The 13,802-nt window shown below is 63.5% G+C and carries 9 protein-coding genes; all 9 read right to left on the bottom strand.

The genetic code is table 11. The features are described 5' to 3' along the window. Positions 1–16 precede the first annotated feature (16 nt). The 9 genes from HPY64_06270 to HPY64_06230 all read right to left on the bottom strand — a co-directional run bounded on the left by HPY64_06270 (position 17) and on the right by HPY64_06230 (position 13,762). Positions 17–2,389: an NADH-quinone oxidoreductase subunit L gene (locus HPY64_06270; protein ID NPV66733.1), complete on the bottom strand. Its 2,373-nt coding sequence runs from the start codon at positions 2,387–2,389 to the stop codon at positions 17–19. Positions 2,390–2,492: 103 nt separating this feature from the next. Next, positions 2,493–2,810, bottom strand: a complete 318-nt coding sequence (gene nuoK / locus HPY64_06265; GenBank protein NPV66732.1) for an NADH-quinone oxidoreductase subunit NuoK — start codon at positions 2,808–2,810, stop codon at positions 2,493–2,495. Positions 2,811–2,841: 31 nt separating this feature from the next. After that, positions 2,842–4,032, bottom strand: coding sequence for a DUF4397 domain-containing protein (locus HPY64_06260; GenBank protein NPV66731.1), 1,191 nt, complete (start codon positions 4,030–4,032; stop codon positions 2,842–2,844). A 223-nt stretch (positions 4,033–4,255) separates the two neighbouring features. After that, positions 4,256–5,353 carry a hypothetical protein gene (locus tag HPY64_06255; GenBank protein ID NPV66730.1) on the bottom strand — a complete coding sequence of 366 codons (1,098 nt, stop codon included), beginning with the start codon at positions 5,351–5,353 and terminating at the stop codon, positions 4,256–4,258. Between the two features lie 107 nt (positions 5,354–5,460). Beyond that, positions 5,461–5,955 (bottom strand): NADH-quinone oxidoreductase subunit NuoI, encoded by a 495-nt coding sequence (gene nuoI, locus HPY64_06250; GenBank protein NPV66729.1) that lies wholly within the window; start codon positions 5,953–5,955, stop codon positions 5,461–5,463. Between the two features lie 127 nt (positions 5,956–6,082). After that, a complete protein-coding gene (gene nuoH, locus HPY64_06245; GenBank protein NPV66728.1) occupies positions 6,083–7,471 on the bottom strand; it encodes an NADH-quinone oxidoreductase subunit NuoH in 1,389 nt (462 codons plus the stop codon). A 237-nt stretch (positions 7,472–7,708) separates the two neighbouring features. Next, positions 7,709–10,291, bottom strand: a complete 2,583-nt coding sequence (gene nuoG / locus HPY64_06240; protein ID NPV66727.1) for an NADH-quinone oxidoreductase subunit NuoG — start codon at positions 10,289–10,291, stop codon at positions 7,709–7,711. Positions 10,292–10,471: 180 nt separating this feature from the next. Then, the gene (locus HPY64_06235; protein NPV66726.1) at positions 10,472–13,138 is read right to left on the bottom strand and encodes a PAS domain-containing protein; all 2,667 of its coding nucleotides are present in this window, start codon (positions 13,136–13,138) and stop codon (positions 10,472–10,474) included. A 66-nt stretch (positions 13,139–13,204) separates the two neighbouring features. After that, positions 13,205–13,762 carry a hypothetical protein gene (locus HPY64_06230; GenBank protein NPV66725.1) on the bottom strand — a complete coding sequence of 186 codons (558 nt, stop codon included), beginning with the start codon at positions 13,760–13,762 and terminating at the stop codon, positions 13,205–13,207. Between the last annotated feature and the right edge of the window lie 40 nt (positions 13,763–13,802).

Below are 13,802 nucleotides of genomic sequence, written 5' to 3'. Positions count from 1 at the left end.
TCCCGTATCAAGAACGCTATCCGCCCAGCGCCTGCTGTAGCAGTGGCGCCACCAGCAGGACAACAATCAGCAACGCGCCCAGCAACACGCTCAGCGCGTACACGCGCACATAACCGGTCTGCAGGCGGCGCACTGCGCCACCGGCCCGGCGCACCAGCCGCCCCAGCCCGTTGACCGCCCCATCGATCAGGCCCAGGTCGACTGGCGTGGCCAGCACCCGGCCCAGCGCGTTGTAGGCGTTGCGGATCAGCACGTCGTGCACGAAGTCATGCAAAAAGGCCCAGTCCAGCCGGTCGCCCAGCCAGGCCGCCGCCCGGTTGAATGGCTGCTCCAGGTAGCGGTCGTAAGTCTCGTCCCAGTACAGCCGGGCGTTGGCCAGGGTGAAGATGCCCGCCGTTTGCGGGTTGACCTCCAGCGGATCGCGGGTCCCCTGTACCACCGCCTGCTTGCGATAGAGGATGCGCGCCAGGTAGATCATGGCCAGCGCGCCGAACACGGCGATGAATGCCAGCAGCATGTTGGCCGACCCCGCATGAGCGTAGACCACCGTGTGCGCCAGAAAATCGGTGAAAACATGATTGGGGACGATCCGGTCAACCACCCAGAAGCCCGTCGGGACATTGATCAGGCCGATCAGGGTTGAGCCGATGGCCAGCACGATCAGGACGTTGACCATCACGTTCATGCCGCCGCCGCGCTCCCCGGCGTATTTCGCGGCCTCCGTGCGCGGTTCCCCGTGAAAGATCATGTACACCTGGCGGCCCATGTAAAAGGCCGTAAAGAGCGCCGAAACCAGCAACAGGCCAAAGGCGATGTAACCCTCCAGCCGTCCGTTCAGGAAGCCAACCTTCAGCGCGTCAAGGAGAATCTCATCCTTGGACCAGAACCCGGCGAAGGGGAAGATGCCTGCCAGGGCCAGCATGCCGATCAGGTAAGCGCGGTAGGTGCGCGGCATGCGCTCCTTCAGCCCGCCCATAAAGCGCATGTCCTGCGGGTCAAAGGGCAGGTCGGGCAGGTCGTCGCTGTGATGGCCACCATACTCATGGGCCACCTCATGGGCGTGATGGTGGCCGTGTTCCATAGCGTGGATCACCGCGCCGGAACCCAGGAAGAGCAGCGCCTTGAAGAAGGCATGAGTCACCAGGTGGAACATGGCCGCCCCGTAAGCGCCCAGCCCTGCCGCCGCCACCATGAAGCCAAGCTGGCTGACCGTGCTATAGGCCAGCACGCGCTTGATGTCCCACTGCCCCAGGGCGATGAAACCGCCAACCAGGGCGGTGAAAGTGCCCACCAGGGCCACCACCGCGCTGCTGACCGGCGCGGCGTGAAACAACACATTGCTGCGCACGATCAGGTAGACGCCCGCCGTGACCATCGTGGCGGCATGAATGAGGGCGCTGACTGGCGTTGGGCCAGCCATCGCGTCCGGCAGCCACACAAACAGCGGAATCTGGGCGCTCTTGCCGGTCACGCCCAGCAGCATGAGCAACGTTGCCAGCGTGATCACCGTGCTGATCGGCAGTGTGAACGGCCCGAAGTGCACTTCCGCGCCCTGCTGAAGCATCAGCTCCGCCTGGTTGAAGACGCCCATCGTTGCCGCAAGCGGCAGGCCCTCAGCGGCGGCGGGCATCCCCGCTTCGCCCTCGCCGTGAGTGGCTTCTGCCTCGCTGTGGGCCGCCTCGCCATGGGTTGCCGCCTCGCCGTGCGCGGGCAGGATGGGCACTTCACCCGGTTTGTAGTAATCCAGCGTACCGAAGGTCCAGAAGATCAGGAAAATAGCCAGCAGCAGGCCAAAGTCCCCGATCCGGTTGACGATCATGGCCTTGCGCCCGGCCAGCGAATTCTTCCAGCCCACCGTCCCGAACTTCCTGTCTGGCTGGCGCTTATCCCACCAGAAGCTGATCAGCAGGTAGGAACACAGGCCCACGCCCTCCCAGCCGACAAACATAACCAGGAAGTTGTTGCCGGTGACCAGGATCATCATGAAGACGAGGAAAAGATTGAGGTAGACGAAAAAGCGGGGGAAGAGCGGGTCGCCGTGCATATAGCCGGTAGCGTACAGGTGGATCAGGGAGCCGATGCCAGCTACCACCAGCATCATCGTCACGCTGAGTGTATCCACGCGGAACTGCCACTTGATGTCCAGCGCCGCCCCCGGAATGGTGATCCAGTTGGCCAGCGGGCGAATCTCGACCACTGCCGCCTCATAGCCGTTGGCGGCCAGGGCCATCCACAGCAGGATGGCGACCGCAAAAGCGATCGCCGCCGCGCCTACCGCGACAATGCTGACCCCCCGCTCGCCCAGGTACTTGCCCAGGAAGAGGTTGATCAGCAGGCCGATCAGCGGCACAAAAACCACCAGCGGGACGAGTTGTGGGAAGTTTTCCATAAGGACACGCCTATCACATCAGGTCAATCGGAAGCGCGTTCAAAGCTGACCGGGCAACCATCGCCGCAAGAATCCCTCTTGGAGTTCAGCCCCTTGCCTCAGCTTAACCTTTCAGGTTGTGCAGGTCGTCGATGTTGATGCTCTTGCGCGTGCGGAAGATGGACACGATCAGGGCCAGGCCCACCGCCACTTCCGCCGCGGCCACCGTCATTACAAAGAACACAAACACCTGCCCGTCCACCTGGCCCCACTGCCGGGCCAGGGCGACCATGGCCAGATTGCCCGCGTTAAGCATCAGCTCCACCGACATGAAGATCACGATGGCATTGCGGCGGATGAGCACACCCAGCGTGCCCATCACGAACAGCACCGCGCTCAGCATCAGATACAGGTCAGTCGGGACAAAGATGATTGGTTCCATAAGGCAGGGCGTTCCTTCCGTCGGGCAAGGCTCAGTCGCCGGACTTCGGCGCGGTAACGGGCCGGGTTGGTTCCTGGGCAGGCGTGGCAAGGGTGGCCGTCGGCGCGCCGATCAGCGGGCGCAGCACCACCGGGCGGCGCGGGCGGCTCTCCTGGGTCAGGTCGCGGCGAGCCAGCACCACCGCCCCGATCATGGCGGCCAGCAGCAGCACCGAGACCATCTCAAAGGGCAGCAGGTAATCGGTATAGAGTGCTTCGGCAACCATATCCGGGCTGCCAAAGAGCGGGCGGGTCGCCTGAGCCACATGCACCGGCGCTATCCGGCGCGTGCCGTTCGGCAGCTGCTCCGGAGCCGCGATCAGGAGGTTATTCGTGCCTTCCACCAGCGGCAGATCGCGGTAGGTTGCCAGCGGGCGATCCCCGGCGCTGCCGGCCTGCTGAACTGCCAGCGTACGCGCTTCCGCCGCGTCGACCAGCAGGGTTTCCACCGGCTCGGCAAAGCCCGCGCTGGCGATCAGGATGGTGGTATCGTCAGCGGAGGGTAACCCTGGATCAACCAGGTCGATAGCCGGGACATCCGGCAGGGCGTTAAGGATGGTCAGGCGGGCCAGGTTGGAACCCGGCGGCAGGGGGTTGTCTTCCAGGCGTACCAGCTGAAAGACGCCGTCAGCCCCGACCGCCACCATGCTGACCACATCGCCATCAGAAAGCACCAGCTCGCCCAGGATGGCCGCCGATTCGGTGGCCGGATCGGCGCCCGCCGGGAAGACGGTTACGCCATAGGTCCCGGCTGCCAGCGAATGGTAATCTGTAGCCTGGCGGAAGTTCACGCCTTCCACAAAAATCTGGTTATTGAGGTAAACATCAATCGGCGGCGCTTCTGCCGCATGGATGACGCGCACCTGCGGCGCGACAGGCGGAGGGGTATGGGTGTTGATCTCGCCGCTGGCCAGCGCCCAGCCTACCGTGATCAGGAAGATTGTGACCAGCACCAGGGCCGCCCGCGGCAACCAGTTATAGATGTTGCTGCTATTCCCGACCACACGTTCCGCCCCGAGCAACATGATCACAAAGAGGAACAGCACCATGATCGCGCCGGCGTAGACCGCTACGTGCACCAGGGCGATGAACGGTGCGCTGAGGGTCAGGAAGAAGAAGGCCACGCACATGAAGTTGAGTACCAGGAAGACGGCGCTGTGCACCGCATTCTTGCTGATCAGCATGAACGCGGCGGACAGGATGGCGATGCTGCCGACGATGAGAAAGACGATGACTTCCGTCATACACTTCATCCTGTGGGTAAACGGATTCAGCTTGTGCAGTGTAGCGCAAATGACCCGATTAGTCCACTTCAGCTTTCGGGTCCCCCCGGTTTGTACTCCTGTAGAAACACCAGGGGCCTTCAGCCTCTGTCAGTGGCCTCAGGCCCCGCGTCTTACCGCTCGACTAGCCAGCCTGGACGGCCTGGCCGTGACGGGCAATCGCCCGGTCGAGGATGCCGTTGACCAGCTCCTCGTAGGTCCAGCCAGCAGCCCGCGCCTGGATGCACAGGTCGCTATAGCCGGGGTTGAGGCCCGGCAGCGGGTTGACCTCCAGGATGTATGGCTTGTGGTCGTTCTCCTCATCCAGGCGGAAATCCACGCGGGCGACATCCTTGCAGCCCGTTACCCGGAAGACCGCCGCCGCCAGCAGGCGCAGCTGCTGCTCGAACTCATCGCTGATCGGCGCCGGGCAGAAGTAGTAGAAATCTTCAGCCATCTCGACCTTCATCCTGTTAGTGTACACCCCGGCTTCTGAGGCATAGGCGCCGGTATCTACCTCCAGCACGGGGAAGAAGGTCAGGCCCTGGGGCAGCTCATTGGGCGGGGTATGATCGCTCAGGCGGCGAGCCGCTGGAGGCGTGATGTTGCCGATCATGCCCAGCGTCATCTCCCGGCCCTTGATGAAGTGTTCCACCAGGATCGGCTGTTTGTACAGCCGGAGTTGTTTGGCAACCTGTGTATGCAATTGATCGACGGTATAGACGATACTTTCTGCACTGACGCCCATGCTGGTGCCTTCCCGGCTGGGCTTGACGAACATCGGAAAGCGCAGTTCGCCGCTCTCATCGAGCAGGTCTTCGTCGATCAGTTCGTCGGCCCGATCGAAAACCTGAAACTCCGGCGTGGGCAGGCCGTGATACCACAGGATACGTTTGGTCATCGGCTTATCCAGGGCCAGGGCCAGGGTCAGCACCTGGCTGCCCGTATAAGGGATCTGGAGCATCTCCAGGATGGCCGGCACCTGCGCTTCGCGGCCATCGCCAAAGTGACTTTCAGCGATGTTAAAGCAGATGTCTGGTTTGTAGGCTTCCAGGCGCTGCACCAGGTTATACGGCGGGCGGATCTGGGCCTCAAAGAATTCGGCCTCGTGTCCCCGCGCCTGTAGCGCTTCACAGATCGCATGGATGGTTTTTGGACTGTCAAGATCATCCCACTGGTCGGCGGACATGCCTTCCCAGGTGGGGGCGTTTTCCTTCAGGTTCGCCAGAACCGCAACGCGCATCGAGATTCTACCGACCTCCTCCCGGCTGGGTATGGAACAGGCTCTGCTTGCGCAGAAAGTAAGCACAGAATCCCGCTGGGGACGCTCCCCGGCGGGTCAGAACTATTCTAATCGGGATCGCGCATATCGGGAATGGCGCGGTCAAAACTGCCCGGCGTAACTTTCTGCGGCGTGCCCGGCACACCCGGGGGCGGCGGATCCAGCAATTCGGCCCTGGTGTAGATGGCGTCGCGGCGATTGGTGAAGCTCAGGCGATGCTCGTGTTCCAGCACGATGGCCTCGGTCGGGCAGGCATCCTCGCAGTAGCCACAGAAGATGCAGCGCAGCATGTTGATCTCGTAAGTCTTGGCATACCGCTCGCCGGGACTGTAGCGTTCTTCATCGGTGTTTTCCGCTGCTTCCACCCAGATGGCGTCCGCCGGGCAGGCCGCTGCGCACAGGGCACAACCGATACACTTTTCCAGCCCATTTTCGTAACGTTTGAGGGCGTGGCGTCCCTTGTAGCGCTCGGCAAAGGGCCGCTCCACTTCCGGATACTGGTAGGTCACCGGCTCCTTGAAAAGATGCTTGAGTGTCGTTGCAAAGCCACGGATGACGTTCACAGGTTCACTTCCTCCAGACTCGTTCCATCCTTTTGAGCGGCCAGTACCTTTAGAATCTCTCCGCAGACTGTCCCGGTCTGCTCAGCCAGGGGGCTTAAGCCCCCTGGGCCTCCGGCTGCTATCTGTCTTAGCGGCTGTCGCCGGACGATCCCGCCTGTTGCTCGGCGGCGCGCGCCGCGCGGGCGGCCTCGCGTTCGCGGCGGGTTGCTTCCCAGAAGCCTTCAAAGCTCCCGCGCTGCTTCTTCAGCCAGTCGTAGAGCGCAAACGGCGCGGCTACTACTGCCCCTAGGGCATACACGATGGCCCAGCCCAGGCTGGAGCGCGAATCGGTCAGGTCGTAGGCCGGGGTTGACCGCCGGGACCGCCACAGGCTCATCAGGGCAGCTAGCACCACCAGCGCGAAAGCGGTCCCCGCCAGGCCGGTATACACCGTCATGGCAGTTGAATCCTCGGCCAGCGTCAGGACGATGGCCTGCCAGGCCACCGATAGCAGCGCCAGTGGGAACATGATCTTCCAGCCAAAGGCCATCAGCCGATCGTAGCGGATGCGCGGCAGGGTTGCCCGCACCCAGACCATGCTGCTGAGCAGCAGCACGATCTTGAGGATCATGTTGACCGGCCCCAGCAGCGGGGACCAGGTCGCCGGCAATGGCCAGTGGTAGCCGCCCAGGAACAGCGCCGCGAACACCGTGCTCATGGCGATCATGCCGATGTATTCCGCCGCAAAGAACAGGGCGAACTTCATGCCGCTATATTCGGTATGGTAGCCGCCAACCAGCTCTGACTCTGCTTCTGGCATATCAAAAGGCGACCGGTTGACTTCGGCCAGCAGAGCGGTCATCAGGATGACCGCCGCCAGCGGATTCTGCCAGAAGAACCAGCCCAGCATCAACGCTGGATCAGCCTGGGCTTCAATCACCTTCACTAACGACAGGCTGCTGGCGATCATGATCGGGACGAGCATGGAAATGCCCATGCTCAGCTCGTAGCTGATCATCTGGGCGCTGGAACGCAGACCGCCGTACATCGAGTACTTGCTGCCGCTGGCCCAGCCGGCCAGCACCACGCCGTAGGTGCCCAGACTGGTGATGGCCATCAACCAGAGCACGCCGACGTTCACATCGGTCAGGCCCAGCCGCACCTCGTACCACCGGCCATCAAACCAGGGCACCAGCATGGTTGATCCCAGCGGCACCACGGCCAGGACGATCAGGGCTGGGACGGCCTTGATCATCGGGGCCAGCCAGTACATGACCTTATCCGCGTCCAGCGGTGTGACATCTTCCTTGAAGATCAGTTTGATGCCGTCAGCGATCGGCTGGAGCAACCCCGCCGGGCCGACCCGATCGGGGCCAAGGCGATGCTGGAAACGCGCCACCAGGCGGCGCTCCAGCCAGGTGGTATAGGCGAAACCGCCCATCAGCACCAGGAAAAACAGCAGGCTCATGACAACGGCATGCACCACGCTGCAGGTGGCATTGGCGCTGCAGGAGACAATCAGACTCGGATCGATCATGGGCGCAGTCCTCTCGCAAAAGCGATCAGCAGCCAGCTTTCCGCACCGGCTGGAAGCCGAATGCCCGCTCTGGCGCACCGTCTGGTTTGCCTTCGCCAGCGGGCGCCTGTCTCCGGGGATTCCCGGTTCACCTGTTCATGTGCTAGGCCGGTTATCGGACGGTGCCGAAGACCGGCAGACTATTCCTTGTTGCGCTTGGCCAGGCCGGATGCCACACTGTACACCCATCCGGCATCGCTAGACCGTTTCCGCGATCGCTGACCTGGCCACCACACCCACCGTCGGGACAAACGGCAGTGGATCGTCGCTCAGGCGCTGCGGGACCAGGACGACCCCCGCCGGCGCGTAATCATTCACCACGGCGGTGACGGTCAGGCTGGAACCGGCCACCGTGATCGTGATGGGGTCACCGGCAGCGATGCCCAGCCGGGCAGCGTCGGCGCTGTTGAGCGCGGCAAACGGCTGCGGGATGCGGCCATGCATCAGCGTGCTGGCGTAGAACTCCGGCGCGCGGTCGTACAGGCGGCGCACCGGCACAATCACCAGCTCGCCATCGCCCGCCCTGGCTGGCGCTGACGCTTCCGCCGGGCGCAGCGGTAGCCTGTCGCTGCCTTCAGCCAGGCACGGCCACTGCCGCCCTGTGCCGCCGGTTGGCGCTTTGGCCGTACCGCCATAAAAGCCCGGCGCTTCCCCGATCGGCGGGAACTGCTTTTCGACCTGTGCCAGCGCGGGGTAGCTCATCTCTGCATACTGGCTGACGCTTTCCGTGATGGCCTTCATCACCAGCGCGGCGCTATGGCGTGGCTTTGGCCCACCCAGCCGCTGGCCGATCAGGGCCGCCACCTCCCAGGCGGGCAGGCTCTGCCCGACCGGGCCATGCAGCGTGTAGAAGCGCTGGACACGGCGCAGGGCATTGGTGAAAGTACCCTCGCGCTCGGCAAAACTCTGGATGGGCAGGACCACTGCCGCCTGCGTCGTTGTTGCGTCGGGGAACAGGCTGAGGGCAATCACGGTGCTGCTGCTCAGGACCCCGGCCCAGGCCGGATCGTACGCCACATCAGCCCCGGCGATCACCAGCACCGCAGGCGGGTCCTGCAACATAGCGCGGGTTTCAGCGGCGCTGAAGCCCAGGTCAAAGGCGCCCTGGGTGTTGGCCCCCGGCCAGACCGGCACCAGCCCGTTATTGCGGCGGCCAGCGTGCCCGGTCACGATCAGGAAGTTGGCCGCGGCCTGTAACAGGGCGCTGTGCCCCGCCGCGTCAAGGCCGTCGTCCCCGGCGAAGATCACCAGGTTGGTAGCCCTGGCCAGCGTTGCGGCGGCCTGCTGATGGGCGGCCCGGCCTTTGAGCGCCTTGCGCAGCCCGGCCAGACCTTCGGCCCGCTCCAGGGATGCGGAATCGGTTAGATCGCCGGTCAGCGCTGCCGCTGTCAGACCGTTGAGGATGTCTACCGCCCCGCCAAAGCCGAAGCGGATCACCTCGTCGGCGTAATGCTCCAGCTTGGTGACGCGCATATTGGCCACGATCACCGCGGCTCCGCGATCATGAGCCTGTTTGGCCTGCAGGTACCAGATCGGGGCCTCTTCCTCCAGGTCGGAGGCGATGACCAGCACAGCGTCGCCTTTGCCCAGCTCGACCAGCCGCGAGCCGCTGGCCAGCCCGACTTCCGCTACCGGGCGGGGATCGCCCAGATTGGGCGGCCAGACACCCAGCCGCCGGCTGCCGACCAGTTCGGCCAGCTCCCGCAGAGCAAAGAGGTCCTCGTTAGTCATCATCGGCCCGCCAATAAAGCCCACGCTGCTGCCAGCCTCTTTGAGGGCTTTACCCGCCGCCCTAATGGCGTCGTCCCAGCCGGCTTCAACCAGTTCACCGCGCTTGCGGATCAATGGCGTGCGCAGGCGGTCAGGACTCATCGAGAAGTGATGGCCAAAGCGGGTTTTGTCGGAAATCCAGATTTCGTTGACGGCTTCGTTCTGGCGGGGCAGGATGCGCTTGATCACCTTAACGCCGCCGGAATCGCGGTCCAGCCGCGTGCTGGCGACGATGTTCTCCCCGACCGGGCCATGCGGTGAGATACTGGGCACATCCTGCAGTTCCCAGGGACGGGCGCCAAAACGGAAATCCACACTGGTCAGTGCGCCTACCGGGCAAATGTCGGTCGTGTTGCCGCTGAAATAGGTGTCAAAGGGCGGATTACTGACGGTGATGATCTCCAGCCGCCGCCCGCGCTCGTAGAAGGCCAGCACGTCATCGCCCACGACTTCCGCCTGAAAGCGCACACAGCGGGCGCACTGGATGCAGCGCTCGCGGTCGAGCACGATCAGGTCGCCCAGCGGGACGTTTTTGGCCAGGTGCATCTTTTCTTCAAAGACCATCCGGCTGGTGCCGGGGCCATGCCGCATAGTCAGGTTCTGCAGCGGGCACTCGCCGCCTTTGTCGCAGATCGGGCAGTCCAGCGGGTGGCTGCTGAGCAGGAATTCCAGGACGTCTTTGCGGGCTTCCTGGACCTGGGGGGTGGTGGTGCGGATGTGCAGGCCGGCGCGGGTCAGGGTGGTGCAGCCGGTTTCCAGCTTACGGCCCCAGCGAACCTGAGGGGTGCCGTCCGGGTTAAGGACCGGCTCGCCGGTGGCCCGGTCGCGGACTTCAAAGCCGACCTCTACCAGGCACATGCGGCACATGCCTACCGCGTCCATCTTGGGGTGGTAACAAAAGATCGGGATTTCCACCCCGGCATAAACGCGGGCTGCGTCCACCAGGTTCATGCCCTCAGGCACGTCATAGGGGACGCCGTCAATATGAATGGTGATGATCTTGTCTGTCATGCGTCAGCCTTTTGCTTCCCGAATCCCGGCGGAACATTCCCCGGCAGCCATCACCCGACACAAACCGGCCAGTGCGCCAGCCGGTTTTATTCTAACGGATGTCATCATTTTTGCCGACATTCACGCCAAAACAAACACCGGCAACCATTGTAGCGAATACCGCTAACCGAGTCGATTCGTCTACCCTGCTGCGGGCAGGGGCCCTGCCGCGGGCAGGGGCCCTGCCGCGGGCAGGGTGAACCAGAATGTGCTGCCCTGGCCCGGCGCACTTTCCACGCCAACCTGCCCGCCCATCTTGGTCACAATGCGCAGCACAATGGAGAGCCCCAGCCCAAAGCCCTGCGCTTCGCGCTTATGAAAGCGGGCGAACATCTCAAATAGCCGCTGTTGATCCTCCTGGCTGATCCCGACGCCGTTATCCTGCACCTCGCAGCGGACTGTCTCCCCGGTACGGAAAGCGCGCACAGTGATGCGCGGGGCGGCGTTCTCCCGCCCGATGTACTTGATCGCGTTGCTGACCAGGTTGGCCAGCACTTCTTCCACCCAGGGGGCATAGCCGAGCGCTGCCGGCAGGTCCGGCTGCACGTCGACCTGGATGCCGCGTTCCTCAATCTGGACATGGAAGCGGTCGATGGCTGCCTGTACCACGTCATTCAGGTTGACTTCAGTGCGTATTTCCGCGCCGTTGCGCACCTGGGCCAGCAACAACAGCGCCTCGATCATGCCGTTCATCTTGTGCGCCGCGCCGATCGCTTCTTCGACATACTGGCGGACTTCTGGTGTCAGATCTTCCTCGGTGGCCAGGCCCAGGTAACCCAGGATCAGGCCCAGTGGGCTGCGCAGATCGTGGGCGACCGTATGGCCGAAGGAATCCAGTTCGCGGTTGCGGGCTTCCAGTTCCGCCGCATAACGCTGAATGGTGGCAAAGGAACGAACGTTAGCGAGGGCGATGGCCGCCTGGTTGGCAAAGGCCCGCAGGTGCTCGACCGTCTCCTGGTCAAAGGCGCCCGGCTGGCGAGCGCTCAGGTTGAGGATGCCGACGACACGATCCTCCAGGCGGATAGGCACGCAGATGCAGGCGCGAATCCAATCGCTGCCGGGCAGATGCCGCCAGCCCGGATGCATATGCGTGTCCGGGATGAGCAGGGGCTGGCCGGTTTCATAGACCTGCTGCAACGGTGGCAGGTCGCCGACCGGGAAGGTCGTCAATTCGCGGAGGGGCACATCGCTGCCGGGAGCGCGATGCTGGCGCACCAGGCGCGCGATTCCGTTTTCGATCAGCAGGATGCTGGCCAGATCGTACGAGGTGAAGACGGCCCGCAGGGCGTTTTCCAGCACATGCCTGAGTACCTCTTCCCCATCCAGCGTGCTGTTGAGCGCCTCGGCGTTGTCGCGCAGCGCTTCAGCCAGCAGGCGCTGGCGGCGCTCCTGCTCGGCGACTTCCTTCTGGCGGGTGATGTCATCCTGGACGGCCACAAAGTGGGTGATATTCCCTTCGGCGTCCAGCACGGGCGAGATCACCGCCTGTGCCCAGTAAAGCTGGCCGTTCTTCTTGCGGTTGTGGAATTCCCCGCGCCACTCCTGGCCGCTGGTCAGCCTTCGCCACAGCTCCTCATAGACCTCTGGCGGCGATTCGCCGGAGCGCAACAGGCGCGGGTTCTGGTACAGGGCCTCGGCAGCGGTATAACCGGTGACCGCCGTAAAGGCCGGGTTGACGTACTCGATTTCGCCGCGCGTGTTGGTGATGATAATGATGCTGCCGCTCTGTTCCACCGCGCGGGATAGCGTGCGCAGTTGCGCCTCCGCCTCCACCTGGGCGGTGATGTCGCGCAGGACAATCACCCGCCCGGTCAGCTGCCCGCGCTGATCTTCCAGCGGCGAAATGCGCAGGTCGAAGTGACGCACGCCGGTATCCAGCGGCAGCGTGATTTCGGTGTGGACACTGCGCACATCGCGGGAACGGGTCAGGAGTTCTGGCATTCCCTGGAACACACACTCGATCGACTGGCCGACCGAATCAAGGGTGAGGGTATTGACCAGGGCCAGCGCAGCAGGGTTGATGCTGACAATGGTGTTGTCGGCGTCCAGAACAATCACGCCGTCATCCATGCTGGCCACAATGTGATCGTAGGTCGCGTGGGAGATGGCGAAGATATCCTGCGCGTACAGACTCCAGACCAGCAGCAGCGAACTGCCGCCCAGCAGGTAGGGCGTCAGCTCAGCCAGGGCCCCGGCAGGCACGTTCAGGACGTGCAGCACCATGACGGCGGTTGGCGGCGACCAGATCAGCAGCAAGGCTGCGAGTTGCCCCCGCGTCATCTGCGGCGAACGCCGGAAGGTGCGCACCAGGATCACGATGGAGACCGCCCCCAGCCCCAGCGCGAGCACGGTGCATAGCCACATCCAGACGCCGGGCATGTGGGCGATGGACAGCGTCTGCCCGCTATCCTGCACGGTAATAGATTCCCAGAAAAGGTGGTGCTGGTCATTGGTCAGCATCAGCGCCAGCGTGAGCGCGGAAAAGGCCAGGAACGCGCCCCAGATGGCCGGGTGACGCCAGATGCGGTATCCGGCAAAGGCCAGCACGAAGATCATCCACGCGACCAGCATCAGCATGGCGGTGATCGAGCGGGCGATATGCCACGTGATGGCAGCCGCTGGCGTGGCAGCGCCAAGCTCCAGAGCGTAGCTGGCCAGCCAGGCGGCAGCCAGCACCATCAATGCCACAAAGGTCCGCCCAGTGGCACCCGCCCGGCGGCGCCAGGTCAACGCAGCGCTGAACAGCAACAAACCGACGCCGATCAGCAACGACAGGGAATGGGGATGCAGGTAATATTCCAGGCTCATGAGTCGTCCGGCGGATACCCCGCCTTCAGGGCGTATAACACACCAGGCGGGAGCCCCGCGCCGAACTCACTCCGGTGGCCCCGCCAGCTTATGGATCACGTCAATCAGCACGAAGCCGTCAGTTGTCTCGCTGCCAACCTGCACCGGCAAACGCTCGCCTGTCTCGTAATTATACAGGCCCATGACGACTGAGTAAGTGCCTACCGGCACCTCGTCGCCCAGTTCAACCCAGAGCTGATCTTCGATGTATTCGCCCGGCTCCCACAGCGAGGTGACGTATTTATTCTGGCCGGGCATGTGATCCCAGGTGGCCAACAGGCGCTCGCCATCGGTGACGTGCAGATAGATGGTGTAGTCGGTATCGACACGCCCCAGGACATGGAAGTAGATGTTGAGCACGATGCGGCGGCCCGGCCAGAAGTCACGCCCGGTGACCGCGAAGCCGAGCACCTCCGCGAACTCCGGGTAGACGACGCGTTCCGGTAGTACCCCATTATACTCTGGCTCGCTAAAGCGGGCCGCGGTGTCAACCCGATAGATGTCGTAATAGAAGTCACCGTCCCATTCGTGGGCCAGCAGCTGCGCCAGCCGGGGTAGGCCCATCGCCCCGCGTACCGGGTTCACAGACTGGCCGATGGCCTCATAGGCGTTTTGCGCTTCGAAA

The organism is Anaerolineae bacterium, from assembly GCA_013178165.1.
Taxonomy (GTDB): domain Bacteria; phylum Chloroflexota; class Anaerolineae; order Aggregatilineales; family Ch27; genus Ch27.
This window is presented reverse-complemented; position numbering and strand designations above follow the sequence as displayed.